The organism is Actinomadura sp. 1N219, from assembly GCF_044326405.1.
In the GTDB taxonomy this organism is placed as follows: Bacteria; Actinomycetota; Actinomycetes; order Streptosporangiales; family Streptosporangiaceae; genus Spirillospora.
In genome coordinates this window covers 106,447-132,555 of record NZ_JBIRAY010000017.1, presented here as the reverse complement: position 1 = coordinate 132,555, position 26,109 = coordinate 106,447, and the positions used below count along the sequence as shown (strand labels likewise).

Sequence of the window (26,109 nt, the reverse complement as noted above, 5' to 3'; positions counted from 1 at the left end):
TTCAACCGGCTCAAGCAGTTCCGCGCGATCGCCACCCGTTTCGACAAGCTGGCCAGCCGCTACCGCTCCGGACTACTGCTGGCCAGCCTCATCCTCTGGCTCCGCGAATTGTCAGACACGCCCTAGTCCGGTGCGGGTGGGCGGGGGTGGTCGCCGCCCTTGATTTGGTCGACGGTGTGGGCTAGGACGCGGCCGAGGACCGTCATGCCGTCGCGGACGCCGCCGGTCGAGCCCGGCAGGTTGACGATGAGCGTGCCGCCCGCGACGCCGGCGAGGCCGCGGGACAGGATCGCGGCGGGCACCATCTCGCGGCCCTCCAGCCGGACGGCCTCCGCGATGCCCGGGATCTCCCACTCGATCACCCGGCGGGTCATCTCGGGGGTCTGGTCGGTCGGGGTGAGGCCGGTCCCGCCGGACGTCACGACCACGTCGTAGCCGGTCGCGACCGCGTCCCGCAGGACGTCCGCGACCGGCTCCCCGTCCGGGACGACGACCGGGCCGTCGACCTGGCAGCCGAGGTCCTCCAGCATGGCGACGAGCACCGGGCCCGACTTGTCCGCGTAGACGCCCGCCGCGGCCCGGTTGGAGACCGTGACCGCCATCGCCCTGATCATCGCCGCCTCCTCCCGATCGTCATCGCCGCCATACCCCGGTCTTGCCGCCGGTCTTCTCCTCGACGCGGACGTCGGTGATCACCGCGGCGGGGTCGACGGCCTTGACCATGTCGACGAGGGCGAGCGCGGCGACGCTGACGGACGTCAGCGCCTCCATCTCCACGCCCGTCCGGTCGGCGGTGCGGGTGACGGCGGTGATCGCGACGCCGTCGTCCCGGATCGCCAGGTCGACGGTCGCGCCGTGCAGCGCGATCGGATGGCACAGCGGAACCAGGTCGGGGACGCGTTTCGCGCCCATGATTCCAGCGATGCGGGCGACGGAGAGTGCGTCCCCCTTGGGAATGTCGCCGGCGCGCAGTAGAGCGACGCACTCGCTCGACAGGCGGACGAACCCCGTCGCCGTCGCCGTCCGGGACGACACGTCCTTGGACGACACGTCGACCATGCGGGCCGCGCCCGTCTCGTCCAGATGGGTGAATTCGGAGCCCATGGCACTCAAGACGGCAACCTCATGACTTCGACCTGGGAACCGGCAGGAAGGGCTTCGACGTCCTCCGGCAGTTCGATTAGCGCGTTCGCCGATGCGAGGGAGCCGAGCTGGTGCGAGCCTTGCGTTTCGGCTGCCGTGACGGTGTAAGAGCCGCGGCTGAATGACAACAGACCACGCAAGTAGTGGCGGAGCCCTGGTGGCGACTTCACGTCATCCGTCAGGACGGCGCTCACCGTCGGCAGCGGGTCGGCCGCCAATCCCTGCATGGCGCGCAATGCGGGACGCACGAAAACCTGAAACGACACGTACGCGCTTACCGGGTTCCCAGGAAGAGTGAAGACGGGCACACCTTCCAGAAGGCCGAACCCTTGAGGTTTGCCCGGACGCATCCGCACCTTGTGAAAATCCACCGTCCCTGTGCCGGCCAGTACTTCCTTGACCACATCCCTAGTGCCCATGGAAACGCCGCCAGTGGTGACTATGGCGTCGGCCCGGACGAGCTGGTCTTGGAACATCTCCAGCACCTTGGCGGGCTCGTCCTCGACGGTCGCCTGCCGGTAGCCCACGCCGCCCGCCTCGACGACGGCGGCGGTGAGCATGTAGCTGTTGGACTCCCAGATCTGGCCGGGAGCCAGCGGTTCGCCGGGTTCGCGCAGTTCGTCGCCCGTGGAGACGACGACGACGCGCGGCCGCGGCCGGACCGTCACCCGGGACCGTCCCACCGCGGCGATCATGCCGAGCTGCGGGGCGCCGAGCCGGGTGCCCGCGTCCACGACGACCTGGCCTGCGGGGACGTCCTCGCCCGCGCGGCGGATGTAGTTGCCGGACGGCGCGGCCCGCGAGATCCGGACGGTGGCGTTGCCGCCGTCCGTCCACTCGACCGGGATGACCGCGTCCGCACCGGCCGGGAGCGGCGCGCCCGTCATGATCCGGGCGGTCAGGCCGGGACGGATCGCCGACACGCCTGTGTCGCCTGCGACGATGTCCCCGACGACGGGCAGCGCGACCGGGTCGGCCTCGGTGGCCGCCGCGATGTCGGCCGCGACGACGGCGTAACCGTCCATCGCGGAGTTGTCGAACGGGGGCAGCGGAACGGGCGCGGACACGGCCTCCGCCAAGACCGTGCCGTGCGCCTCCAGCAACGCCAGGTCAAGTGGCGACAGCACCGCGACGCTGCCGAGGATCTCCGTCAGATGCTCGTCGACCGTTCTCATGCCCACCGCCCCAGTGTGACCACCCGTCACGCGCCGCCGGCAGCGTCCGCGGCGTCCTGCCGCCGGACGAATTCGCGCAGCCACGGCATGAACTCCGGCGCCAGATCAGGGCGTTCCGAAGCGAACTGGACGACCGTGCACAGGTATTCGAGCTTGTTCCCGGTGTCGTAGCGGCGTCCGCGGAACTTGATCCCGTAGACGCCGCCGCCCTGGTCGGCGGGCATGTCGGCGAGGGTGCGCAGCGCGTCGGTGAGCTGGATCTCGCCGCCGCGCCCCGGCGGTGTCTTCTCCAGGACGTCGAACACCGCGGGGTCGCAGACGTACCGGCCGATGATGATCCAGTTGCTGGGCGCCTCCTCCGCCGAGGGCTTCTCGACGAGGTCGGAGATCCGGACGACGTCGTCCTCGTCCGTCGCCTCGATGGCCGCGCAGCCGTAGGCGGAGACCTGGTCGGGCTCGACCTCCATCAGCGCGATCACGCTGCCGCCGTACTGCTGCCGCACCTCGATCATGCGCCGCAGCAGGTTGTCGCGGGCGTCGATCATGTCGTCGCCGAGCAGCACCGCGAACGGCTCGTTCCCGACGTGCTGGCGGGCGCAGTGCACCGCGTGCCCGAGCCCGCGCGGCTCGCCCTGCCGGACGTAGTGCATGATGGCCAGGTCGCTCGACTCGTGGACGGCGCCGAGCCGTTCGTCGTCGCCCTTGGCCCGCAGCGCCTCCTCCAGCTCGTACGCCCGGTCGAAGTGGTCCTCGATGGATCGTTTGCTGCGTCCGGTGACCATCAGGACGTCGCTGAGGCCGGCGTCGACCGCCTCCTCGACGACGTACTGGATCGCCGGTTTGTCGACGATGGGCAGCATTTCTTTGGGAGTCGCCTTGGTGGCGGGCAAGAATCGGGTACCGAGGCCGGCCGCCGGGACGACCGCCTTGAGCACAGGTGCAGAGTCGGCCATGTAGAGACCCTAGCCATCCGTGAGGACAGCAGCGTGCACGACATCGCTTCGAAGACCGGCCTCCGGGCCGAACTGCTCGGCAGACGTGCGGCGATGCCGCCCGAGGCCCGCGCCGCGGCCGCACGGTCGATCCGGGACGCGCTGCTGCCGGTCCCGGAGATCGAGATGGCGGGGACGATCGCGGCCTACGTCTCGATCGGCTCGGAGCCGGACACGCGGAGCCTGCTGTTCGCGCTGTGGAAGCGCGGCACGTACGTGCTGCTCCCCCGGCTGCTGCCGGACGGCGACCTGGACTGGGCGTCCTACGAGGGGCCCGACTCGCTCGTCCCGGGGCCGCGCGGGATCCCGGAGCCGTCCGAGCCGCCGCGCGGGCCCGGCGCGGTGGCCAGCGCGGACGTCGTCCTCGCCCCGGCCGTGGCCGTCGACCGGACGGGCATGCGCCTCGGACGCGGCGGCGGCTCCTACGACCGGGCGCTCGCGCGTGTCGGACCGGCGATCCTGACCGTGGCGCTCCTGTACGACGGGGAGCTGGTGCCGAACCTGCCGTCGGAACCGCATGACCAGCGCGTCCGCGCCGCCGTCACGCCGTCCGAGGGCCTGGTGCGCCTCGGCTGATCGGCCCTTGATCGCGGCCTCTAGGGTTGCAGGACGGAAGATCACGGCCTGAGTCGCCGTTTCGCGGCGGTCACCGACGTCGCGTCTCGCGGACGAAGGTCGCGCCTCGCGGTCGAAGTGGCTGTGATCCGACATCGCTGGCCAAAACGGGAGGTTCGCAATGACGGCGCCGTGGCGGATCCTGTCCCTGCCCCCGATCGGGGAGGACGTCGTCCGGGGGCTTTTCGCGCCGCTGGGCGACGCCGTCGAGATGACGTTTCCCCAGACCAGAGACCGCGCCGGCCTGCTCGCCGCCGTCGCCGACGCCGACATCGTGATCGGCGATTTCACGGGGCGGCTCGCGCTGGACGCCGAGGCTCTGGCGGCCGCGCCGCGTCTGGCGTTCGTCCAGATGCCCGCAGTGGGGACGGACAGTATCGACGTCGCCGGGCTGACCGCTGCGGAGGTGCCCTTGGCCAACGCAGCGGGATTCAACGCGCGCAGCGTCTCCGAGTGGGCGGTGGGCGCGGCGCTTACGCTCTGCCGCAACCTCGCCTGGGGCGACCGGTCTGTACGTGCGGGCGGGTGGCCGCAGATGGAAATGGCCGCGCGACGGCCGCTAGAGATCCACACGCAGCGGATCGGCATCGTCGGCTTCGGTGCGATAGGCGCGGAGACGGCACGGCTGTTCGCGGCACTCGGCTGCAAGGTGTCGTACTGGACGAGGCGGAAGCGTCCAGAGGCGGCGGCCACGTATCGCGAACTGGACGACCTGTTGGCGACGTCCGACATCCTCATCCTCGCCCTGCCGCTGACAGACGAGACCAAGGGCCTGATCGGCCCCGAACGTCTCGCCCTACTGCCGGACAACGCGTTGCTGGTGAACGTGGCCCGCGGCGGTATCGCACCTGACAACGCGGTACTTGACGCTCTGAAATCCGGACGGCTGGCGGGTGCGGCCCTGGACGTATACGACGAGGAACCGTTGGCACCAGACCATCCGCTGCGTTCCCACGAGGATGTGCTGCTCTCACCGCACGCGGCTGGGACGTCCGTCCAGTCGCAGATGAACCTCGTGACGCTGGTGCGCGACAACGTGACCGCGGCCGTCCAGGGACGCGACGTGCGGAACGTCGTCAACGGGGTAAATCCGCAGGTCAGACGGCGATAGTCAGCGTTTCCGACATACCGTCCCTCAACCGCAAATGTGCGATCGGCCGGTGAATCTGTAGGATTCCTAAACGATCAAGTTTGACGACCCCGAAGGGTGGGATGTGCATCTCGACATCTGGCTACTCCTCGGGGCCACGCTCGTACTCAGCGCCATCGTCGCGGTCAGGCTGTCGCACAAGGCCGGCCTGCCGACCCTCCTGGCCTACATGGGCCTCGGCCTGCTCATCGGCGAGTCCGGCCCCGCGCACATCCAGTTCGACGACGTCGAGCTCGCCGAGACGCTCGGCCTCGCGGCCCTCGTCCTGATCCTCGCGGAGGGCGGCGTCACCACCAGCTGGCGGCACGTCAGGCCCTCGGTGCCCGCCGCGCTCGTCGTCTCCACCATCGGCACGCTGATCAGCATCGTCGTGGTCGGGCTCGCCGCCATGTGGCTGGTCGGCCTGGACTGGCGGCCCGCGTTCCTGCTCGCCGCCGTGCTCGCCCCCACCGACGCCGCCGCCGTGTTCTCGGTGCTGCGGCGGCTGCCGCTGCCGTCCCGGCTGAGCGGGCTGCTGGAGGCCGAGTCCGGCTTCAACGACGCACCCGTCGTGATCATCGTGGTGACGCTCAGCGCGCACACCGGCATGCCCAACCTCACCCAGCTCCTCGGCGTGATGCTGTACGAGCTGATCGCGGGCGGCATCGTCGGATTCGCCATCGGCTGGCTGGGCGCGCAGGGGCTGCGCCGCATCGCGCTGCCCGCGTCCGGCCTCTACCCCATCGCAGTGCTGTCGCTGTCGGTCGGCGCGTACGGGGCAGCGTCGCTACTGCATTCCAGCGGGTTCCTTGCCGTGTACGTCAGCGCCCTGGTCTTGGGCAACGCTCGGCTACCGCACCGTCCAGCCACCCGAGGTTTTGCCGAAGGCGTCGGCTGGCTCGCCCAGATCGGGCTGTTCGTGATGCTGGGTCTGCTGGCCTCCCCCAGTGAGCTGCCCGCCCAGATCGTGCCCGCGCTCGTGGTCGGGTTCGTTTTGCTGCTGATCGCACGTCCCGTGTCGATCGTGCTGTCCACGATCGGATTCAAGCTGTCGTGGGGCGAGAAGATGTTCGCGTCCTGGGCGGGTCTGCGCGGCGCCGTCCCGATCGTCCTCGCGACCATTCCGATGGTGGAGCACGTCGAGAGTGCCGACCGTCTGTTCGCGATCGTCTTCAACATCGTCGTGGTGTTCACCCTCCTGCAAGGCCCCACACTGCCGCTGGCGGCGCGCCTGTGCCGGCTGAAGAGCGACGAGCAGACACGGGAACTGGACGTGGAAGCCGCGCCCCTGGAGGAACTGCACGCCGACCTGCTGGAGGTGCGGATACCGCTCGACTCCATGCTGAACGGCGTGGAGATATTCGAGCTGCGGCTGCCGCACGGCGCGTCCGTCACACTTGTCGTGCGGAACGGGTCCAGCTTCGTCCCGGAACCCACCACGCCTCTGCAAGCGGGTGACACCCTCCTGGTCGTGACCACCGACGCCGTGCGCGACGCCACTGAGCGCCGACTGCGCGCAGTAAGCCGGAAGGGACGACTGGCAGGCTGGTTCGGCGAAACGGGCGCGTGACGGTGCGTTTCCGTGACCAGGCTCTTCCCTGCCCTGTCAGCTGATGACGGGTCAGGGAACAGACCGGGGGCGAATCCTGTTCCAATCATCGGTACCATTAGCAGTCGTCTAAAGTGAGTGCCAGTCCGGGTCTGCCGGGTTGAGTCAGCGAGGAGGAACCGTGCCGACGTATCAGTACGTTTGCACCGAGTGCGGCGAGCCTCTTGAGATCGTGCAGAAGTTCAGCGACGACGCGCTGACCGAGTGCCCCGCGTGCAACGGCAAGCTTCGCAAGGTCTTCTCCGCCGCGGGGATCATCTTCAAGGGGTCCGGTTTCTACCGCACCGACAGCCGCGGCTCTGGGAAGACCGCCACCGCGGGCGCCTCGTCCAACGGCTCCTCCGGCGGTTCGTCCTCCAGCGGCGACTCGTCCAAGTCGGACACGTCGTCGTCCTCGTCTTCCTCTTCGTCGTCTGGGGGCGACTCGTCGTCCTCCAGCACGTCGTCGTCTTCGTCCTCCGAAAAGGTCGCCTGACCTTCCACGGCCCGGACCCGACTCCGCGTCTCCAAACCGGGGGCTCCACCGGCCAGATCCGGCCGCACGGACCCCCGGTTCAGCCATGCCCACCCACCCCCTCGACGCGCACCCACGCCAACCCCAGTGCACGGCCCACTCAACGCCCCCACCCCACGCCCACGCCTGACGCCCGCCCACGCCCGCCCACGCCAGCCCACGCCAGCCCACGCCAGCCCACGCCAGCCCCAGCGCACCCCATGTAAGCGCCTGGCGTCCACCCACGTAAGCGCCGCCCGGGTCATATAGGCGCTTGGCGCTCCACGCCAGCGCCGCCTCCGCGCAGCTCAGCGCCGCCCTCACATCCCCACGCCAGCGCACGCCCACGTGAGCGCTGAGGCTCGTGCACGTCAGCGCGCGTGCGCGGCTCGTCGGCGGCGGGCGTCCTCCCAGGTCAGCGGACGCCGGTGCCGGTGAGGCGGAGGTGGGTCTCCTATTCAGGACCTGTGCCGACCCTCCGTTTCTACATCTCAAGAGGTAGCCGCGGGTCGGCTCATGCCTCAGCCGGGGTAGCCCAGGTCCCGCCTAATGCCGGACGCGCTCGCGGTGCCTTCTCGCGACGATTGAGTGCGTGGGAGGCGATCGGCATGCACCCTCTCCTCAGTTGACAAGACTCTCGTCTTCAGAGAGACTCTAGATCAGAGAAGCTTGCCCAAGCGGTAGCGGAATTTCGCGATAGTACTTGACATGTCTCGGCATTCGAGACACTCTGGGCGAACGCGACATATCTCGACCGCAGGATGCACAGGAGAGGTACATGAGCGAACACAGCCCGGCTCCCCCCAGGTCACGGACCCAGCGCCTGGCCGGACTCATCGCCGGCCGGCGCACCAAGTGGGCCGTCCTGGCCTTGTGGATCGTCCTGCTGCTCGCCCTCGGCCCGCTGGCCGGCAGGCTCGGCGACGTCGAGAAGAACGACGCGGCGTCCTGGCTCCCCGGCGGAGCCGAATCCACGCAGGTCGTCGAGCTGGAGGAACAGTTCCGCAAGGACGAGACGATGCCCGCGGTCATCGTCTACGAGCGTTCCGGCGGAATCACCGCGCAGGACCGCGCGAAGGCCGCCGCGGACGTCTCCGCCTTCCAGAAACTGCCCGGCGCGCAGAAGGTGCAGGGCCCGTTCCCGTCCAAGGACGGCAAAGCCCTCCAGACGTTCGTGCCCCTCACCGACGAGGACATCACCAAGGCAGTAGACGAGGCACGCGACGTATCCAAGCGCGGACCGCCCGGACTGACCGCACACGTCACCGGACCCGCCGGCATGGGCGCCGACCAGTTCAAGGTCTTCGAGACCATCGACGGCTTCCTGCTCATGGCCGCGGGCAGCGTCGTCATCGTCCTGCTGCTCATCATCTACCGCAGCCCGGTTCTGTGGTTCGTCCCTGTCCTGAGCGCCCTCTTCGCCCTTGGGCTGGCCCAGTCGCTGGTTTATCTGCTCGCCAAGTACGGGGACCTCACCGTCAACGGCCAGAGTTCCGGAATCCTGACCGTCCTCGTCTTCGGTGTAGCAACGGACTACGCGCTACTGCTCGTCGCGCGATATCGGGAGGAACTGCATAGGCACGAGGACCGGCACGAAGCGATGGCGTACGCGCTGCATCGCGCCGCGCCCGCGCTCATAGCGTCCGCCGCCACCGTCGCGGTCGGGCTGCTGTGCCTCCTGCTCGCCGAGATGAACTCCACTGCGGGCATGGGTCCCGTTGCCGCCGCGGGCGTCCTCACCGCACTCGGCGCCATGACCACCCTCCTGCCCGCCCTCCTCGTCATCTTCGGCCGCTGGCTATTCTGGCCGCTGATCCCCCGGTACGACGCCAAGTACCTGCAGCCGGAGGCGTACGAGGCGGAGCACGGCATCTGGAGCCGCATCGCCGCTCTGGTCGCCAGGCGCCCGCGCGCGCTCTGGGCCGCCACCATGCTGGGACTGATCGCCCTCACCCTCGGCCTGGGCTCGCTCAAGGCAGACGGACTGTCCGACGCGGGGCAGTTCACCGGACGTCCCGACTCCATCCAGGGGTCCGAGGTCGTCGCCCGGCACTTCGCCGCCGGATCGGGGTCGCCGGCCGTCGTGATCGGCCAGGCGTCGGCGTCCGACCGGATCGCCGAGACCGTCCGCGGGACGCCGGGCGTCGCCGAACTCGGCCCGGCCGCCACGGCGAACGGCCTGGTCAAGTATGAGGCGACGCTGAAGGACCCGGCCGACAGCGAGGCGGCGCGCTCGACCATCGACCGGCTGCGGGCGGCGGCGCACGCCGTCCCGTCCGCGGACGCCAAGGTCGGCGGCACCACCGCGACGTATCTCGACATCAAACGGGCCTCCACCCGCGACAACCAGGTGATCATCCCGATCGTGCTGGGCGTGGTGTTCCTGATCCTCATCGCGCTGCTGCGGGCGGTCGTCGCGCCGCTGCTGATGATGGGCACCGTGGTGCTGTCGTTCCTCGCCTCGCTCGGCGCCTGCGCGCTGATCTTCGAGCACGTCTTCGGCTTCGAGGGCACCGACGCCGGATTCCCGCTCCTGGCGTTCATCTTCCTGGTGGCGCTGGGGGTCGACTACAACATCTTCCTGATGCACCGCGTCCGGGAGGAGTCGCAGACCCTCGGGACCCGCCGCGGCATCCAGCGCGGCCTCACCGTCACCGGCGGCGTGATCACCTCGGCGGGGCTGGTCCTGGCGGCGACGTTCGCGTCCATGGTCACGCTGCCGCTGGTGTTCATGGTCGAGATGGGCTTCGCGGTGGCGTTCGGCGTCCTCCTCGACACCCTGATCGTCCGGTCCCTGCTGCTCCCGGCGCTGTCGTACGACATCGGCCGGCGGATCTGGACGCCGGGCCGCCTGGCCAAGGAGGAACCGTCGCCCGCCGAGCGGCCCAAGGTCCTCGACCCGGTCGGCTAGCCCGCGCGGACGGCCGGCGCACACCCCGGTGGCGGACCGGCTGACGTGCGCAGACCCCCGGCTTCGGCCGGGACGGGGAAGGGAAGGGGCCCGGCTCAGGCCGGGCCCCTTCTCCATGGTTATCCACAATTGGCGGACGGTCTCCCGGGGCCGCGGCGGGGTGGCTAATGTCGGCGCCATGTCCACTCAGCCTTCCGGTTCCCAGCCCGCCGCCGAGATCGGGGTCATCGGCGGCTCCGGGTTCTACTCGTTCCTCGACGACGTCGAGGAGGTGCGGGTCGAGACCCCGTACGGCCCTCCCAGCGACACCGTCGCCGTCGGCGAACTCGCGGGCCGCCGCGTCGCCTTCGTCCCGCGGCACGGCCGCGACCACCGGTTCCCGCCGCACAAGATCCCCTACCGGGCCAACCTGTGGGCGCTGCGCTCCCTCGGCGTCCGGCAGGTGCTGGCCCCGAGCGCGGTCGGCTCGCTCACCCCCGACTACGGCCCAGGCACGCTCGCCGTGCCCGACCAGCTCGCCGACCGCACGTCCGGACGGGAGCAGACCTACTACGACGACGGCGCCGCGGTCCATGTCTCCTTCTCCGACCCGTACTGCCCGGTCGGCCGCGGCATCGCCGTGACGTCGGCCCGCACCGCCGGCTGGGATCCCGTCGACCGCGGCACCCTCGTCGTCATCGAGGGGCCGCGCTTCTCGACCCGGGCCGAATCCCAGTGGTTCGCCTCCCAGGGCTGGACGCTGATCGGGATGACCGGCCACCCCGAGGCCGTCCTGGCCCGCGAGCTGGCGCTCTGCTACACCCCGCTGTGCCTCGTCACCGACCTCGACGCGGGCATCGAGGAGGGCGAGGGCGTCACGATGGAGGAGGTGCTCCGCGTCTTCGGCGAGAACATCGGCCGCCTCCGCACCGTCGTCGCCGACATCGTCAAGGCGCTGCCGTCCGGCCGCTCATGCCCGTGCCCGAACGTCCTGGACGGCATCCAGCTGCCCCTGGAGCTCCCGTGAACGTCCGTTTAAGCCGCCTGCGACGGCCGCTGGCGGCACTGCTCGCCGCGGCCGCCGCCGGGCTCGCCCTCCTGGCTCTGCGCCCCGCACCGCCGCCGTCCGTCCGCGTCCTCGCCGCCGCCCGCGACCTCCCGGCCGGAAGGACGCTCACCCCGTCCGACCTGCGCCCGGTGAACCTCCCTCCGGGCTCCGTCCCCTCGGGCGCCCTCCGCTCGCGCGCCGCAGGCCGCACCCTCGCCGGGCCCATGCGCCGAGGCGAACCCCTCACCGACGCCCGCGTCGTCGGCGCCGCCCTCCTCCGCGGCTACGGCCCCGGCACGGTCGCCACCCCCGTCCGCATGGCCGACGCGGACGCGGCCCGCCTCCTCCACCCCGGCGACCACATCGACGTCCTGACCACCCGGTCCGCGTCCGACCCGCTCGAAGCGACACAACATCAAGGCCCGGCGCGAATAGTGGTCTCGTCGGTCCCCGTCGTAGCCGTCCCACCCCCGGCCGAGGACGGCACACAAGACAGCGGAGCGCTGATCGTCCTAGCCACCGACCGAGCCCAGGCCGCCGCACTAGCAGGCGCCAACGGCCCCCTATCCCTGACCATCACCGCCCTCTAACACCCGTGAGGGACGGCGCGCAGGGTGCACTGATCGACCCGGCGACCAACCGAACCCACCCCGCCGCACTAGCGCACGCCAGCGGCCGCGGCCCCTATCTCTGACAGTCACCCGCCTCTGACGAAACGCCGCACCACACCCGCAGAGGGACGACACACACAGCAGGGCGGACCTGTCCTCTCGCCCACCGGACCGAACCCAAGCGGCCGCACCAGCGCACGCCAGCGGCCCCAATCTCTGGCAATCACCCGCCACTGACGAAACGCCGCACCACACCCGCAGAGGGACGACACACACAGCAGGGCGGACCTGTCCTCTCGCCCACCGGACCGAGCCCAAGCGGCCGCACTGGCGGGCGCCAGCGGCCCCTCTTCCTGACGATGACCCGCCTCTGACCACCACCCTCGCCACACCCGCAAGAAGGACGACGCGCGGGAGAGGCGCACTGATCGTCCCGGCCATCGGCCTCGCCCAGGCCGCTGCGCTGGCGGGCGCCGGCGGTCCCTGGCTCTGACGGTCATCGGTCTCTGACTGGTGCGGCGTCGCGTCCGTAAGTCCGCACGTCATAGATCGTTTCTGTCCTGACTTGGCGAATGCCGGACGGTTTCATTACGATCCGTAGCCGTTCCTGCGCAGATCCGTATGCGCACCCCCGACATCCCCGGAGACTCGACATGAGTGGATTCAAGAAGTTCCTGTTCCGCGGGAACCTCATCGATCTCGCGGTCGCGTTCGTCGTCGGCGCCGCCTTCGCCGGCCTCGTCAAGGACTTCGCGAACTCGTTCATCACCCCGCTGATCGCGCTGATCGGCGGCAAGCCCGACTACACCCGGCTGTCCGTCACGATCAACGGCACCGCGTTCCCGTACGGGATCTTCGTCACGTCCGCGATCGCCTTCACGATCACGGCCGTGATCGTCTACTTCCTGGTGGTGCTCCCGACGACCAAGCTGATCGAGCGGATGGACCGGGGCAAGGAGGCCACCGAACGCGAATGCCCGCAGTGCCTCGGCGAGATCCCGATCAAGGCCAGCCGCTGCCGCCACTGCACCGTCGAGGTCGTCCCCGCCACTGAAGCCCCGCTCTAGACCGAACCCCCGAGCAGCCGCGCAGGACGAGACCGCACGGTCAGCCGTCCGACGATCACAGCAGGAGATACGGGGCCGAGGCGGCGAACGACCTCAGCGTCATTCGTCGTTCTCGGTGCCGTACTCCCAGTGCCACGGCTCGAACGGGCTGCTGTACGCCCACGCCGGATGGATCCAGCCGTACTTCCCGGCCTTGGCCTCCAGCCAGTTGAACTGGACGGACCCGGAGTTCTGCACCCCGCCGCACAGATCGACGGCCTGGCCCTTGCCGTGGTTGCTCGTCCCGGGGACGGCGGCGAAGCCCGGCCTCTGCGCGTAGATCCGGTGCTGTTCCGACAGGTTCCGGTACGCGTCCGTGACGCACATGTCGCGGCCGAACCGGCTCTTGTACGCCGCGTTCAGCTTGTAGAAGGCCTGCGCCGCGTCCGCCCGCAGCTTGTGTCCCTTCTGCGGCAGGACGCACAGGTACTTCGACGGGATCAGCCCGTTCGGGAACTGCTTCGCATCGCTCGAAAGGCCCTTGTCACAGCCGAGCTGGAACCGCTTGAGGCGGCTCACCGCGAGCTTGTCGAGCATCGCGTTGAGCTGCTCGGTCAGCTGCGCCGACTTGCTCTTCAGCCCGTCGACCTCCTGCTGCAGGCGGGTCTGCTCGACCGCGTTGCGCGACTGCAGGTCCTGAGCGGTCGTGGCGAGCCGCTTCCGCCGCTCCTGCAGATCGTCGGCACGGTCCACGAGCGCCTTCTGCGTCTGGGCGAGCAACGTGACGTCCGCCGTCGACCGCAGCGCCTGCCCCGGATCACCGCCACCGAAGATCGACATCGACCCGGCGGCCCCCCGCTGCTGGTACGACGTGTTCGCCAGCCTCGCCAGCGGCTCCCGGATCTCGTTCAGCTCGGCCTCGGCCGCCGCCAGATCCTTCAGGGTGTCCCGCAGCTTGACCTGTGAAGCGGCCAGGTCCTTCTTCCGGCCCTCCATCCGCTTCGTGGCCTTCTCGAGTTCGGCCCGGGCCTTCGACGCTTCACGGCGCAGCGACTCCAGAGGATCGACCCGACCCTCGGCAGCCGTGGCGGCGCCATGCGGTGAGATCATCGTCATCACCAGGAAGACCGCGGTCAGCGCCGCCGACCGGGGATTCGGCACGGTGGTTTTCCTCCTGATGCCCAAATGCGGAACAGCGGCAGAACGCTACTACAGGTTCTACGATGACCTGTGCGTAATCGGTTCAGCGGCCACGGTGAGCATGCTGCGGTTCGCACCACCGGTGCATCCACCAGACGTCCTCCCAGCCCGGCGGGCACGGCCGCCGCGTCCTGAAGGACGGCGACGGCTTGGGAGTCCTGCTCTTCCGCGGCACCGCCTCCTGCGCGGGCGCCCGCTTGGGAGCCTTCGTCCCCGCCTGCGGCTCCGCTTCAGGCGGCACGTACTCCCCGTACGTCGGCTCCCCGGGCGTCACAGCCGGGGTAGCGCTCCGCGCCGACCCCACCGTCCCCGGCCGCTCCCGCACCGGCTCGTCCCGCAACCCGAACGCGACCAACGAGGCCAGCACGACGGGCACCGCAAAGGCACCGGCGACGACGCCGATCCGCACACCCCGGGACGACCGCTCTTCCACCTCGTCCTCGGCAGCCCATTCCTTCGGCTCACCGCGATGCCGACCCGTCACGGCACCGAAGCGTACCCACACCGCCCCCACCCGGCCTAGAGGCGGGAGCCCCCATAAGAAGGAGCGCTCAACACTCCCCGTCCCCTACCCTGGAGGGGCCGTCCGCTACGCTCTTGCCGCAAGCGACGACACGCCTCCGTAGCTCAGGGGATAGAGCACCGCTCTCCTAAAGCGGGTGTCGCAGGTTCGAATCCTGCCGGAGGCGCCCTTCCCACCACATGAACCGCCCCTGACCAGGATGGACGTCCGTCTGGGCTCACCGAGAAGTGCCTCTGGATGTGCCTCTATGGGCAGCTCTACGCGGCGGGCTGCGCTTGTTCGTTCCCATAGCGGTCCCACGGGGACCGCTCCCGGGAGGAGCAGGCGGGTCAGAGGCGGAGCGGTGACATGGTCCCGGCACACCCATTCGGTTTCGACTTCAGTGTCGACGCCCCTGGAGGTGAGCGGGCCGCCGCCCCGGTTTCTCTGAGGTCAGGTCCTTGACGCTGAGGGACAGGATCTCGGTGGCGGGGGCAGCGGTCTCGCACAGCATCCGGTAGACGGTCTCGCGCAGCGGGACGTCGCGCCGCGACAGTGACTGCTCCGGCCGGTCCTGGAGACGGCCTTGGTGGTCGACGTTCTCGCGGCACCGTTCGGCGTCGGCCTGAACGGAGGAGCGACCTTCAGTGGGCGCGTTAACAGGGCAGGCTTTCGATGCGGGGTGGTTGCCTCGGCCATCAGGTCCCTCTTGCACATCGTTGACTTTGGGTCATTCGATGATCCTTCTGTTGAGCGGAGGGGAATGACAGCGGCCGTGACGGGGATCGCCAGTGGCTGAAGGTGGCGATCAGGAGGACATGCCTTTTGTCGATCACTGATCAAGAGGGATTTGATCACTGTTTCCGGCGTCCACCAGTTGGCATGATTCCGGGCGCCACCATGTGATCGTGGCGAGGTGGCCGGTCCCGGGACTCTTTGAGCGTCCTGACCTGGGCGCCCGGCCGGTCCCTTCTTCATAACGCGTTAGGCGCCTCGGCTGCTGTTGTCGTTGAGTGGGGGCTCGTGGCTTCGAGAGCTGAACGATCAGACACGCCAGTCCAACGTTGCTGGAGGGACGGCGAATGGGGGTTTTCTGGTCTGAAATTGAACCGTGCCATCGGTATGGCCGTGGTGGTAGGTGAGGGATTCGACGTCACGGAGAATGTCACATGCGACGATTGATCGCGATGGCGCTGGTCCTTGCGCTGTCACTTGTGCCCACCGCAGTTGCCACTGCCGATGAAACGCTCACTCGTCCGCTGTATGTCACCAACTTCGGCCCGCGGCCGGGCAGCGATGTCGGTCCGCCCCCTGGGATCTCCGTCTTCGCCATGACCCGGGACGGGCAGGCCGAGTTGACCGGCCCTCTGGTAGAGGCCGGTAGCAAGCTGCGCGGCCTCGTGCTCACTCCTGACGGGCGACACGCTTATGTGGCGGGCATGACCGCCGGTTCGGCGCCGCAGCTCACCACGTTCGCCGTCGGTGACGACGGAGGTCTGACCCGCACTGCCTCGACGCCGCTGCACGACACCGAGCCGTTCGGCATCGCCATCGCGCCGGACGGGCGCACCCTGTACATCACCGGCCTCCTCCGGAATGTGGTCGAGATCTTCCAGATCGCCGGAGACGGTTCCGTCCGGCCGCTGGGGGATCCGGTGACCGTACCCGTGGCGAACCCGCGAGGGGTTGCCGTCTCCCCCAACGGCCGCTTGCTGTTCGTCAGCCACGGCCTGCCGTCCGACAGCGAACCCGACGTACTGACGGTTTACGAGCGCCGAGTCGACGGCGCAATACGTCCGATTGGCGAGCCCGTTTCGGTGGGCGCCGCCGCCACCGGGATTGGGGTCACTCCCGACGGCCGCTTCCTTTATGTTGCCAACCACCGGTCGAACTCGGTGTCCGGCTTCGCCGTCGGCGCTGATGGACGACTCACCGCGATCCCTGGAAGCCCGTTCCCGGCCTTCGAACTTCCGACCGACGTCGCGATCACGCCCGACGGCCGAAATCTCTACGCCTCGGCCGGCGGGTCGCACGACCCGGAATTCCAGGGATTCGTCCTCGGATTCTCCATCGCCGCCGATGGCCGGCTCACCCTGGTGCCCGGCGGCCGATTCCGCGCCGGGCAGGCCCCGTCCAGTCTGTCGCCGACCCCGGACGGACGGCATCTCGTCGTGTCGAGCCATCTCAGTAGCGGCATCACCGTCTTCCGCGTCGCGCGCAACGGCACGCTCGACCGGCGCGGGCCCGACATCCCCACCACCGGGCAGGATCCGGCCTTCCAGGCGGTGACCTTCCTGCCCAACGCCGCCCCCGGCGCCGCGTTCAGCACCGTCCAGGACGGCACGACCGCTCGTTTCGACGCGACCGCCTCGTCCGACCGCGACGGCCGGGTCGCCCGCTTCGACTGGGACTTCGGCGACGGCACGCGGGTCGGCGACGCGGGGCCTCGGCCCGTGCACGAATACGCCGAACCCGGCGTCTACCGGGTCACGCTCACGGTGACCGACGACGAGAAGTGCTCCACTACGCAGATCTACACCGGCCAGAAAATCCTCTGCGACGGCGACTCCGCGGCCCGGACGTCACGGGAGCTGAAGATCACGTAGGCCCCCGTGATGTGCGCAATCATGTCTCTCAGTCACCTGAACCGGATTGGTCGCATGAACGCCGGCCGGTCGAACCCGTCCGAGGAGTAGGCGACGAGTTCGCGGAGGGAGGCGAGGTCGGTCCCGAGCGACCATCCGGTGTCCTCGGGCGCGTCCGGCCAAAGCGGGGTGCGGCGGCGGGAGTGGAGGTCCTCAGACGCTGTTGGCAAGGTTCCGGGGTGAGCACCCGTCTCCCCGTCCCTCGCCATCGTCGTCAGCGCCGCCCTGGTGCTGGCCGGCGTCCAGATCAAATTGGTGCCGGGGCGTCCGACATGGGGTTCGTCCTGCGCGAAGCGACAGCGTGGCGCGCTGCGGGGGTTCGGCGCAGTGGCGCGTGCGGACGGGTGTGCGGTCGGCGTCGCGGGTTCGGGATTGCGAAGCGGTCGGGGCAACGGGTGGCTGGCGGGTGGCGCGAGGGCTAGGGGGATTGTGGCGGCTGGTCCAGGCCGATCACTGGGGGGGCTGCCGGGTCGGGGTCGGGGAGCCACCAGTTGATCGAGATGTTCGCCTGGTACTGGGGTGTGCCGCCTATCACCGGGGGTGAGACCTCGGACGTCTCCTCAGGGCGAGGGGTGGCGGGCGGCGGGACCGGCGGGACCGGGACGGTCGGCCGGACGGGTCCGTCCGGCGGGTCGATCCCGCCGAAGGGCAGGTCGACGGCGAGGCGGGTGGGATAGCCGTCGGCGACGTCGCGGTACCGGGCCGTCAGGTCGTCGAAGGCCCGGGCCAGACGGTCGTCGCGGTCGCGGTTGGGGACGAGCGCGCGGCCGGGCGGCAGGTCGCCGAGCACCTGCTCCAGCGCCTCGGCCGTGTGCCGCTCGACGACCTCAAGGGCACCGGTGAACGCCGCCAGGCCGGTGGTGGTCGCGTGGATGCGGCGGAGTTTGTGCTGGGCGTGCGGGGAGGCACGGTCGCTCCAGGCGTAGAGGAGCCGATGCGCCTGCGCGAACAGCGTGTCCCCCAGTGCGTGCAAGGTCTTGGTGGCCGTGTAGAGCTCCCGCGACGTGGCGTAGTGGGCGTCCCAGGCCCGGGCCTCCTTCAGAGGACGCAGCCACATCGCGATCTGCTGGGGCGTATACCGTTCGGCGAACTCGGCCACCGGCCGGTCTCGGTGCACTGTCAGCTGCGTCGTGACGGGTCGGCCCGCAGGTGGAACGTCCGTGCGCGCGGTGCGGGCAGGCATCGGCTGGGGCGGTGCCGAGGTGCCGAGCCGCGGCCACACCGACCCGGTAGAGGACGGCTCCCGCTGCCACACACCGGTGTGCGCGAGCGGGCCCAGGTATTTGCGGATCGCCTCCCGTCGCGGTCTCGGCCTGGTGGTAGTTCTCCGAGGTACGGGCGAGCCGAGCCGCGACGTGCCACAGGTTGCGGTCGATCGCGCCGAGAACCGCGCCCGCGTTCCCGCGCGCCGACATGTAGAGCCCGTTGAGGGTCACCGCGGTGTGCCAAGTGCCGAAGTACGCAGGCGCCTGCACGCCCACCGGCACCCTGGTCGCGTTGGACGCATGCCAGACGCCGGCCAGCGTGCCGCGCTCGCCGGACAGGCTTCGAGTCACGCCGTCCATCTGCGCGGGCAGATGGACGATGTGGCCCGGCTGCGCGGTCAGCCCTGGCCAATCATGGCGGTATTCGAGCATCGCACGGATTTCTCGGTCGGCGCCGACCACGGGGGCCACGCGAGTTGATCATTTCCGGGGGACAATGAAAGATCAGAGTACCTTAGGCACCCGTGGGACGAATGTGTCGCCCTGCACCTCTAGGATGCGTGCATGCCGATGCCTTTGCTTCCGGCCGAACACGCCCTTGTGCAGCACATTGAATCCGGACAGGTAACCGCTTTTGGGCCTAATGGGTCACATCGGGGTCAGGTAGGCGCCGGGGACGACGTCGTGCGGGCGGACGTCCTGCGCGACCTGCTGCTGGGGCGCAACGGCATGGAGCCGCCCCCGCAGCCCGGCGTGATCCTAAACGGCGTTCGGCTGGCGGGGATCATGGACCTGCGAGGCGTGGAACTGGGGGTCGGCCTTTTCCTGGAGGACTGCACGGTTCTGCAGCCGATCAAGATCAGCCACGCGCGAATCCCCCGCCTGGTATTGACCCGTTCCAAGCTCGCCGGAGTGGAGGCGAACGACGCGCGCATCGACAACGGCCTGGACGCACGCGAGATCATTTGCACGGGACCGGTGGAACTGCACGGAACTCGCATCGGCGGGCAGACCAATTTCACCGGCGCAAGGATCAACGCGGGGACACGGGTCGCGCTGCTGGCCGACGATCTGCGCTCCGACGGGGACCTGCTGCTGCGCGCAAGCTTCCGCGGAGGCGGAGGCGGAGGCGGTGGCGCCGGGGCGGTGCGGCTGGTCGGCGCGACCGTCGAGGGCAATCTCGACCTGGTCGGCGCCGAGATCACCGCCGACGGCGGGGCGGCGCTGCTGGCCGAGCGCGCCGACGTCGGCGGCAACCTGCTGCTGCGCGGGCTGCGGGCGCGCGGCCGCGGGGACGGCGGCCGCCCGGACGCAGCCGAGGCCGCGGTGGTCGTGCTGCGCGGAGCCACCGTGCGCGGTCAGCTCAGCCTGGAGGACGCCGACCTGACCGGAGGGGGGATGTGCGCGCTGGCCGCCGAGGGCGTCCGGGCCGAGACGGACGTCTTCCTCACCCGCATGCGCGCCACCGGCGCCCATCCCGACGGTGTCGTGTGGTTCACCGGCGCCGAGATCGGCGGAAGCCTGGTCTGCGACGGCGCCACCGTGACCGGCGGTGCGGGAGGGCGCGCCGTCGACCTTCGCATGGTGACGCTCGGCCGCACGCTCAGCATGCGTCCCGACCTGGCCGGAACGTCCGGTCGCGACCTCGTCGCCCTCGACGGGCTCACCTACCGGATGGTCCCGCATGGCATGACGTGCGCCGAATGGGTCGCCTTCCTCCGCGACCGGGCGTGCTACGCGGCGCAGCCCTACCGGCAGCTCGCCGACGTCTACACCGCCGCCGGATGGGACGACGACGCCCGCAAAGTGCTCATCGCCCAGCAGGACGACCTGCTGGCCGGCGGACGCGGCCTGTCGGGCGCCGAACGGCTGCGCCTGCGCGTCCTGCGCATCGTGCTCGGCTACGGCTACCAGACCTGGCGCGCCCTGGTCGGCCTTGCCCTGACCGTCGTCGCGACAGTGATCTTGACCGTGGTGGCGGCGCAGACGACCGACGCCGTCCAGATGCCTCCGCGCCCCGGCCCCGCCCCCGCCCCCGCGGACGCCCCCGCCGCGGTCGCGGCCGGAGAAGGCGCCTCGGGTCAGGGTGAGGACGGGCAGACGCGCCACTGCCAATTTGTCGACCAAGTGGGACTGGGGATCGAATTGGCCATCCCACTGCTGAACACGACGAGGCGGACGCGGTGCAACCTCATCGCCACGTCCGACGGAGAACAATGGATCGTGGCGGCCGGATGGGCACCACAATTTCTGGGATGGGCGTTCGCCACACTGTTCGTAGCAGGCTACACAAAGCTGATCCGCCCCGCCTGACCCCACCGCCTACCTGAGATGCTTTTATTTAGCACTCACAGCCCTCTTCCAGACCCCAATATCTTGGGATTTTGGCCGAGATGGGTTAGGGACGTGCGATTGCAAAAGATGTGCAAGTTGCTTGGCGCGGCTGTTCTGGGGAGAGAACATGTCTGGGTTCGGGGTCCTGCCGCGACCTTTTGTCGTGCCGGCCAAGGCGAGGGCGGCGACGGCGGGGCCTGGCGAGGACGTCCTGGTGGAGTAGGCGGTTGCCCGTGACGGCGACGCAGCCTCGGCTTTTCGGTGGCGTGCAGCGTTGGGGCGGGGTCGTGTGTCCTTGGGTGTTAGGAGGTGCATCGTGTCGGACGAGGAACTGGCCCGGTTCGACGACTTCGTGTCGAGCCGGTTGCCTGCGCTCTACCGATACGCCTGCGCGCTCACGGGCAACCGGCACGACGCCGAGGACCTCGTCCAGGAGGCCCTGACCAGGACTGGCGCCGGGTGGCGGCGGGTGCGGCGCAAGGACGATCCGGAGGGCTATGTCCGCATGACCATGGTGCGGCTCATGATCAACCGGAGGCGGCGCAACCGTGAGCAGTTGATGGCCGACCCGCCGGATCGGGCGGCCGATGACCAGCAGCTGGACGGTGTGACGGCGCTTGCCTCGGCCCATGCGGTGCTGGCCGGGCTGCCAAGGGGAATGCGGGCCGTGCTCATGCTGCGCTACGTCGATGGGTTCAGCGACGAGCAGATCGCGATCGTGCTCGGATGCAGCGCCAGCACGGTGCGGAGTCAGGCGTGCCGTGCGCTCGCCAAACTGCGAGCCGCCGCGGACACTCAGGAGGAGTCACATGGATGAGCTTGAGCGAAAGCTCGGGGAACTGCTCACCTCGCCGTTCAAGGACGAATATCCGCCGGCGTCGCTGCGGAGCGAGATCCTGCGTCGCGCGGCGGCCCGGCGGCGGAGGGTGGCCGCTGGAACCGTGGCGCTTGCGGCGGTCGCGGGCCTTACTCCGGTTGCGGTCATGCAGGCCGTCCCGGAGCAGTCTCCTGTGGACGATCCCGCGACCGTGACGACGACATCAGGCCGGACGAATTTGAGCCCCATGGTGGAGCCCGGCACGATCGTCGAGATCCCGAGAGATCTGCCGGGCAAATCGCCGTTCGAGGCAATGGCGCTTAACAAGAACGGCACAGTTCTTGGGGCTCCGCAAGCAGGCAGCAGCGGTAACAGTGAACAGGCAACCGGGATTTGGCGTGCGGGCCCCCAAGGGGGTATTCCTGCGCTCGTTACGGAGACCCGTCCCGCAACTCGCGCGTACCTCTGGGCAATGGCGGTCGGGGACGCCGGGTACCTGTGGCCCGATGGTGAGCGGCTTTCCTGCCGGGGGCCTGGCGGCGAGGGCCCGACCCGGACCCTCGATGCATCCTGGGGCGGACGAGAGCGATTCCTCGCCGATGGCCCGGCTTTTGTCTGGGGCGGCAATGCCGGCGCTTTGAATGTGGCGACTTCTTGCGGTGGCCAGACCCGAACTCATCGGGTCGGCGGAACGTTGGAAGCCTTCTCTTATCCGCATGCGATCGTGCGGGCGGGAGCAGACCTTCGGCAGGTCGATGTGCGCGATGGCTCCGTACGCGACCTTCCCCGGCTGGGATCAGCATCGGCGGACTTGGTTTTCGCGGCGAACTCGCGTCTGGTCGCCTGGGCAGGCGGCGGAACCCTCACGGCGCTCAACAGGGACACCGGCGGCTCGCGCAAGATCCTTCGCACGCTGCCTCACGCGACGGACACCGCCTATGCGGGCCGGATCACCGCTGGTGATCGAATCGTCGTCTACACGGCCGCGCATCAAGACGAGGATGAGGCCGAGTCGGTCGTCTACGACGTCCGGACCGGTCGTGAGGCCAGACTCGACGGAGAGGCCTGGGCAGCGGGCGGCTGGCTGCTGTGGCGAGAGGGCGCCGACTACCGACTCGCCCGAGTGCGCCCCTGACCGTCATCGGCCCGCGCGGCTGGACGCCATCGAACTGCGCAACCCTCTGCGAATCGGCGACGTGCAGGCAATCATCCGACATCCAGGCCGCCCGATGAAGCGGCGCTTCGTCCACACGTACACACGCGAGGTCCTTTAGGGCGCGTCCACGCCGGGGGCGAGCGGCACGGTGTCCAGGATCCCGACGACGACGAACCAGCGGTCGTCGAGCCAGACCTGCGTGCCCGCGGCGGACACGCCCAACCGCCGCGCCGCCACCGAGCCCAGCACCGCCGCCTAATAGTTCCGCTGCGCCGGGTTAACCAGGTGCCGCTGCGGAGCCGTCCGGGAAGTAGCCTTGGTCGGTGTTCTCGGCTCAAGGTCCGTCTCTGCGTGAATTGGCGATCCAGGCTCTGTCCTCGGTTGAGGACGCTTATGACCTGCTCGCGCCCAAATTCAACCACACGCCGTTCCGCACCCCCGACCGCCTGCTCGGCGCGACCGCGGATGCGCTGCGTCCGCTCGGGCCTTTCGGTGAGGGGCTGGACGTGTGCTGCGGTACCGGCGCGGGGATGGAGGTCCTTCAGCCGCTGTGCGAGGGCCGGATCTGCGGTGTCGATTTCAGCAGCGGAATGCTCGCGCAGGCGCGCAGCGCACGTCCGGACGCCGAGTGGGTACGGGCGGACGTCCGGGCCCTGCCTTTCGACGAGGGCTTCGACCTGGCCGTCAGTTTCGGGGCGCTCGGACATTTCCTGCCCGCCGAACGGCCCGCGCTGTTCGGCGGGGTGTACCGCGCCTTGCGGCCTGGAGGGCTCTTCGCCTTCCCGATCGGTGCGCCGCCGCCCATCGCCTCGGCCTGGTATTGGGCGCTGCTCGGATTCGACGTCGTCATGCGAATTCGCAATGCGGTGTGGCGTCCTCAGTTCGTCATGTACTACCGCACGTGCCCGCTGGGCGCCGTCCGCGACGATCTGACGGCGGCCGGATTCACCGTGACGACCGCTCCCTTGCAGGCCTTGGGGCAGCGCGCGGACGGGAGCCCGCGATACCGGCTCGTCCTCGCCCGCAAGCCCGCGAACGTCCGTTAGCTCTTCCTCCTGTGCGCCACGACCCGTTCCCTGGCGGCCCAGCGGCGGGATCAGTACCGGCGACGCGGCCCGCTGCCCTGGGTCAAATAGACATTCATGCACGCGGACGCCACGCAGATACCGCCGGACGGCGCGCGGCCAGGCGCAGGGGCGCGGGCGCTCGTGTGGGGCGTGGTGTGGCGGGGTCAGGTGCGGGCGCCGAACCATCGGGGTAGGTGGTCGAGGAGGTCCTGCTGGTTGTCGCCGGTCCAGGCCACGTGGCCGTCCGGGCGTATGAGCATGGCGGGGGCGGGCAGGTCGGCGCTGACGTCGACTACGTGGTCGACGCGTTCGGTCCAGGCGGCCGTCGAGAGTTGTCCGGTCTGGTCCAGTAGCAGGCCGCGGCCCTTGTGCGTCAGCTCGTAGAGGCGGGCCCGCTTCAGCGCCACGTCCCGCATCCGGCGGCCGACGAGCGGGTTCTCGTCGCCGAGGTCGTACCGGACGCCGATCGCGATGATCTTCTCGACCAGGTACCGGTTCACCTCCGCGAAGTCCATCAGCTCCGACACGAGCCGCCGCACCGCCCGGGAGCCCGGCTCGTCGGACATCAGCTCGGTCTGCGCGCGGGTGTTGTTCAGCACGTCGCCCGCCACCGGGTGCCGTTCGGCGTGGTAGGTGTCCAGCAGCCCGTCCGGCGCCCAGCCGTTGACCTCGGCGGCCAGCTTCCAGCCGAGGTTGAACGCGTCCTGGACGCCGAGGTTGAGGCCCTGCCCGCCCAGAGGCGGGTGGACGTGCGCCGCGTCGCCGGCCAGCAGCACGCGGCCGACGCGGTAGCGCTCGGCCTGCCGGGTGGCGTCGCCGAAGCGGGACAGCCAGCGCGGCGAGTGGACGCCGAAGTCGGTGCCGGCGTAGGCCCGCAGCTGCCGCTTGAACTCGTCCAGGGTCGGCGGCGTGCCGCGGTCCTCGGCGACGCCTTCGGCGGGCACGACGACGCGGAACGCCCCGGCCATCGGGCCGACGCCGAACCTCAATTGGGTCTTGCGGACGTCCGCGACGATGGCGGCGATCTTCACCGGGTCTTCGGTCACCTCCATTTCGCCCAGCAGGGTTTCGGCCTTGGTGGGCTCGCCGGGGAACCCGACGCCGAGCGCCTTGCGCACTGTGCTGCGTCCGCCGTCGCAGCCGACGAGGTAGCGCGAGCGGAGGCGGGTGCCGTCGGCCAGTTCGACGGTGACCCCGTCATCGTCCTGGCTCAGCCCGGTGAGCTCGCGGCCGCGCCGGATCTCCGCGCCGAGCTCGGTGGCGCGCTCCGTCAGGATGCGGTCGGTGATGGGCTGCGGGATGCCGAGGACGTAGGGGTGCGTGGTGTCCAGCCGGTCGGGCGAGGGCTTGGGAATGGCGGCGAAGAAGCCGCCGATCGGGACCTTCCGTCCGTTCGCGAGAAACCGGTCCAGCAGGCCGCGCTGCTCCATCACCTCGATGCTGCGCACATGCAGGCCGAGCGCGCGGACGAACGGAGTCGGCTCGGCCTCCTTCTCCAGGACGAGCACGCGCACGCCGTGCAGCCGCAGCTCGCTCGCCAGCATCATTCCGGTCGGTCCGCCCCCGGCAATGATCACGTCGATCATGAACCGCCCATTCACTGAGGTCGTTTTCCGGCCGGCCGCTCCGTGCACACGTGTTATTCGTGAGCCCCGGATTTCCACGCGCGCCGGCCTCGGACGGAGATTCTGCGGCACGACCCGGGTCTTGCCGCAAGCCCCCCAGTGCGCTATACATTGAAAGTGGCAGGGAGTTGCGGTCTCCCTGCCTTTTTTCGTGCGGTGTGGACGAGCGAGCCCATCGGCGAATGCAATGTCCGGCCGGTTTATGGCTTCAGTGCCTCGATGATCGGTCCCACGACGGCCATCACGTCGCGTCGCGCGGCGGACGTGTCCTCGGCGGCGCTGACCAGGAGGGCGGCCTCGTCCGCCACCGCGAGCAGCGCGTGGGCGAGCACCTTGACCGGCAGTTCGCGGACCGTCCCGTCGGCCATTCCCTGGGCGAGGACGCCCTCGACCATGCCGAGGATGTGCCGCTGGCAGATCTCCCGCCAGCGGGCCCAGCCGAGCACCGACGGCCCGTCGACCAGCAGGACGCGCTGCAGTTCCGGCTCCTCGCAGGCGTCGAGCCATGCCAGCAGGGCCCGGGTCATCGTCTCGCCGAAGTCGCCCTCGGGGGCCGTGGCCGCCGCGTCCGCCACCTGCCGTGCGGCCTCGCCCTCCAGCTCGTCGAGGACGGCGACGAAGAGGCCGGTCTTGTCGGCGAAATGGTGGTAGAGCGCGCCGCGGCTGACGTCCGCCTCACGGACGATCGCGTCGGTGCCGACACCGGCGAAGCCGTGCTCGGCGAAGAGCCTGCGGCCGGCGCGCACGAGGGCCGCCCGGGTGGTGGCCGAGCGGTCTGCTTGCGTTCGACGAGGTTGTTTCATACAG

At 69.8% G+C, this 26,109-nt stretch carries 25 protein-coding genes, 1 tRNA gene and 2 pseudogenes; 16 read left to right on the top strand and 12 right to left on the bottom strand.

Annotated elements, in window-relative coordinates; genetic code table 11:
• Nucleotides 1-126 (top strand): annotated as a pseudogene (locus ACH35V_RS36785) (IS5/IS1182 family transposase); the annotation flags it as partial.
• On the opposite strand, the gene ACH35V_RS36780 reads toward ACH35V_RS36785, so the two are convergent.
• The 4 genes from ACH35V_RS36780 to galU are packed head-to-tail and all read right to left on the bottom strand — an operon-like array spanning nt 123 to nt 3,271.
• A complete protein-coding gene (locus ACH35V_RS36780) occupies nt 123-614 on the bottom strand; it encodes a molybdenum cofactor biosynthesis protein B (protein ID WP_395979488.1) in 492 nt (163 codons plus the stop codon). The pseudogene ACH35V_RS36785 and the gene ACH35V_RS36780 overlap by 4 nt on opposite strands.
• A gap of 19 nt (nt 615-633) precedes the next feature.
• Nucleotides 634-1,104 (bottom strand): cyclic pyranopterin monophosphate synthase MoaC, encoded by a 471-nt coding sequence (moaC, locus tag ACH35V_RS36775; protein WP_395979487.1) that lies wholly within the window; start codon nt 1,102-1,104, stop codon nt 634-636.
• Between the two features lie 5 nt (nt 1,105-1,109).
• Nucleotides 1,110-2,318, bottom strand: a complete 1,209-nt coding sequence (gene glp / locus ACH35V_RS36770; protein WP_395979492.1) for a gephyrin-like molybdotransferase Glp — start codon at nt 2,316-2,318, stop codon at nt 1,110-1,112.
• A gap of 26 nt (nt 2,319-2,344) precedes the next feature.
• Nucleotides 2,345-3,271, bottom strand: a complete 927-nt coding sequence (gene galU, locus ACH35V_RS36765; RefSeq protein WP_395979486.1) for a UTP--glucose-1-phosphate uridylyltransferase GalU — start codon at nt 3,269-3,271, stop codon at nt 2,345-2,347.
• Between the two features lie 33 nt (nt 3,272-3,304).
• Here galU and ACH35V_RS36760 point away from each other — a divergent pair, with 33 nt between their 5' ends.
• The 4 genes and pseudogenes from ACH35V_RS36760 to ACH35V_RS36745 form a co-directional block, all read left to right on the top strand.
• Entirely contained in the window at nt 3,305-3,886 is a 582-nt protein-coding gene (locus ACH35V_RS36760; RefSeq protein ID WP_395979485.1) for a 5-formyltetrahydrofolate cyclo-ligase, read from the top strand.
• 160 nt (nt 3,887-4,046) lie between these two features.
• A complete protein-coding gene (locus tag ACH35V_RS36755) occupies nt 4,047-5,036 on the top strand; it encodes an NAD(P)-dependent oxidoreductase (protein WP_395979484.1) in 990 nt (329 codons plus the stop codon).
• 103 nt (nt 5,037-5,139) lie between these two features.
• Nucleotides 5,140-6,624, top strand: coding sequence for a potassium/proton antiporter (locus ACH35V_RS36750; protein ID WP_395979483.1), 1,485 nt, complete (start codon nt 5,140-5,142; stop codon nt 6,622-6,624).
• A gap of 160 nt (nt 6,625-6,784) precedes the next feature.
• Nucleotides 6,785-6,925 (top strand): annotated as a pseudogene (locus ACH35V_RS36745) (FmdB family zinc ribbon protein); the annotation flags it as partial.
• Nucleotides 6,926-6,939: 14 nt separating this feature from the next.
• Here ACH35V_RS36745 and ACH35V_RS36740 read toward each other — a convergent pair.
• On the bottom strand, nt 6,940-7,146 hold the full coding sequence (locus tag ACH35V_RS36740; protein ID WP_395979493.1) for a hypothetical protein: 207 nt from the start codon (nt 7,144-7,146) through the stop codon (nt 6,940-6,942).
• Between the two features lie 788 nt (nt 7,147-7,934).
• Here ACH35V_RS36740 and ACH35V_RS36735 point away from each other — a divergent pair.
• From ACH35V_RS36735 to ACH35V_RS36720, 4 genes are all read left to right on the top strand, one after another.
• Nucleotides 7,935-10,067, top strand: a complete 2,133-nt coding sequence (locus ACH35V_RS36735; RefSeq protein WP_395979482.1) for an MMPL family transporter — start codon at nt 7,935-7,937, stop codon at nt 10,065-10,067.
• A 178-nt stretch (nt 10,068-10,245) separates the two neighbouring features.
• A complete protein-coding gene (locus ACH35V_RS36730) occupies nt 10,246-11,073 on the top strand; it encodes an S-methyl-5'-thioadenosine phosphorylase (protein WP_395979481.1) in 828 nt (275 codons plus the stop codon).
• Nucleotides 11,070-11,684, top strand: a complete 615-nt coding sequence (gene cpaB, locus ACH35V_RS36725) for a Flp pilus assembly protein CpaB (RefSeq protein WP_395979480.1) — start codon at nt 11,070-11,072, stop codon at nt 11,682-11,684. Before ACH35V_RS36730 ends, cpaB begins: the two co-directional genes overlap by 4 nt.
• 674 nt (nt 11,685-12,358) lie before the next feature.
• Nucleotides 12,359-12,772: an MscL family protein gene (locus ACH35V_RS36720; RefSeq protein WP_395979479.1), complete on the top strand. Its 414-nt coding sequence runs from the start codon at nt 12,359-12,361 to the stop codon at nt 12,770-12,772.
• A 99-nt stretch (nt 12,773-12,871) separates the two neighbouring features.
• Here ACH35V_RS36720 and ACH35V_RS36715 read toward each other — a convergent pair whose 3' ends face one another.
• Both ACH35V_RS36715 and ACH35V_RS36710 read right to left on the bottom strand, forming a co-directional pair.
• Nucleotides 12,872-13,912, bottom strand: a complete 1,041-nt coding sequence (locus tag ACH35V_RS36715; RefSeq protein WP_395979478.1) for a D-alanyl-D-alanine carboxypeptidase family protein — start codon at nt 13,910-13,912, stop codon at nt 12,872-12,874.
• A gap of 82 nt (nt 13,913-13,994) precedes the next feature.
• The gene (locus ACH35V_RS36710) at nt 13,995-14,435 is read right to left on the bottom strand and encodes a hypothetical protein (protein ID WP_395979477.1); all 441 of its coding nucleotides are present in this window, start codon (nt 14,433-14,435) and stop codon (nt 13,995-13,997) included.
• A gap of 132 nt (nt 14,436-14,567) precedes the next feature.
• Between ACH35V_RS36710 and ACH35V_RS36705 the strand changes: the two genes are divergently transcribed.
• Together ACH35V_RS36705 and ACH35V_RS36700 are read left to right on the top strand one after the other, a co-directional pair.
• Nucleotides 14,568-14,640 (top strand) — tRNA-Arg (locus tag ACH35V_RS36705).
• A 982-nt stretch (nt 14,641-15,622) separates the two neighbouring features.
• A complete protein-coding gene (locus tag ACH35V_RS36700) occupies nt 15,623-17,059 on the top strand; it encodes a beta-propeller fold lactonase family protein (RefSeq protein WP_395979476.1) in 1,437 nt (478 codons plus the stop codon).
• Between the two features lie 32 nt (nt 17,060-17,091).
• Here the strand turns inward: ACH35V_RS36700 and ACH35V_RS36695 are convergent, their stop codons facing one another.
• Both ACH35V_RS36695 and ACH35V_RS36690 read right to left on the bottom strand, forming a co-directional pair.
• Entirely contained in the window at nt 17,092-17,268 is a 177-nt protein-coding gene (locus tag ACH35V_RS36695) for a hypothetical protein (RefSeq protein WP_395979475.1), read from the bottom strand.
• Between the two features lie 248 nt (nt 17,269-17,516).
• The gene (locus tag ACH35V_RS36690; RefSeq protein ID WP_395979474.1) at nt 17,517-18,197 is read right to left on the bottom strand and encodes a hypothetical protein; all 681 of its coding nucleotides are present in this window, start codon (nt 18,195-18,197) and stop codon (nt 17,517-17,519) included.
• A gap of 406 nt (nt 18,198-18,603) precedes the next feature.
• Between ACH35V_RS36690 and ACH35V_RS36685 the strand changes: the two genes are divergently transcribed.
• From ACH35V_RS36685 to ACH35V_RS36670, 4 genes are all read left to right on the top strand, one after another.
• Entirely contained in the window at nt 18,604-18,783 is a 180-nt protein-coding gene (locus ACH35V_RS36685; protein ID WP_395979473.1) for a hypothetical protein, read from the top strand.
• Between the two features lie 204 nt (nt 18,784-18,987).
• Nucleotides 18,988-20,616 (top strand): hypothetical protein, encoded by a 1,629-nt coding sequence (locus ACH35V_RS36680; protein WP_395979472.1) that lies wholly within the window; start codon nt 18,988-18,990, stop codon nt 20,614-20,616.
• 337 nt (nt 20,617-20,953) lie between these two features.
• Entirely contained in the window at nt 20,954-21,454 is a 501-nt protein-coding gene (locus tag ACH35V_RS36675) for a SigE family RNA polymerase sigma factor (RefSeq protein WP_395979471.1), read from the top strand.
• Nucleotides 21,447-22,589, top strand: a complete 1,143-nt coding sequence (locus ACH35V_RS36670; RefSeq protein ID WP_395979470.1) for a hypothetical protein — start codon at nt 21,447-21,449, stop codon at nt 22,587-22,589. Before ACH35V_RS36675 ends, ACH35V_RS36670 begins: the two co-directional genes overlap by 8 nt.
• A 135-nt stretch (nt 22,590-22,724) precedes the next feature.
• Here the strand turns inward: ACH35V_RS36670 and ACH35V_RS36665 are convergent, their stop codons facing one another.
• Nucleotides 22,725-22,859, bottom strand: a complete 135-nt coding sequence (locus ACH35V_RS36665; RefSeq protein WP_395979469.1) for a hypothetical protein — start codon at nt 22,857-22,859, stop codon at nt 22,725-22,727.
• A gap of 107 nt (nt 22,860-22,966) precedes the next feature.
• Here ACH35V_RS36665 and ACH35V_RS36660 point away from each other — a divergent pair, with 107 nt between their 5' ends.
• The gene (locus tag ACH35V_RS36660) at nt 22,967-23,656 is read left to right on the top strand and encodes a class I SAM-dependent methyltransferase (RefSeq protein WP_395979468.1); all 690 of its coding nucleotides are present in this window, start codon (nt 22,967-22,969) and stop codon (nt 23,654-23,656) included.
• A 185-nt stretch (nt 23,657-23,841) separates the two neighbouring features.
• On the opposite strand, the gene rox is transcribed toward ACH35V_RS36660, so the two are convergent.
• Complete coding sequence (gene rox / locus ACH35V_RS36655; RefSeq protein WP_395979467.1) at nt 23,842-25,263, bottom strand: rifampin monooxygenase; 1,422 nt, start codon at nt 25,261-25,263, stop codon at nt 23,842-23,844.
• 239 nt (nt 25,264-25,502) lie between these two features.
• Complete coding sequence (locus tag ACH35V_RS36650) at nt 25,503-26,105, bottom strand: TetR/AcrR family transcriptional regulator (protein WP_395979466.1); 603 nt, start codon at nt 26,103-26,105, stop codon at nt 25,503-25,505.
• Nucleotides 26,106-26,109 lie beyond the last annotated feature (4 nt).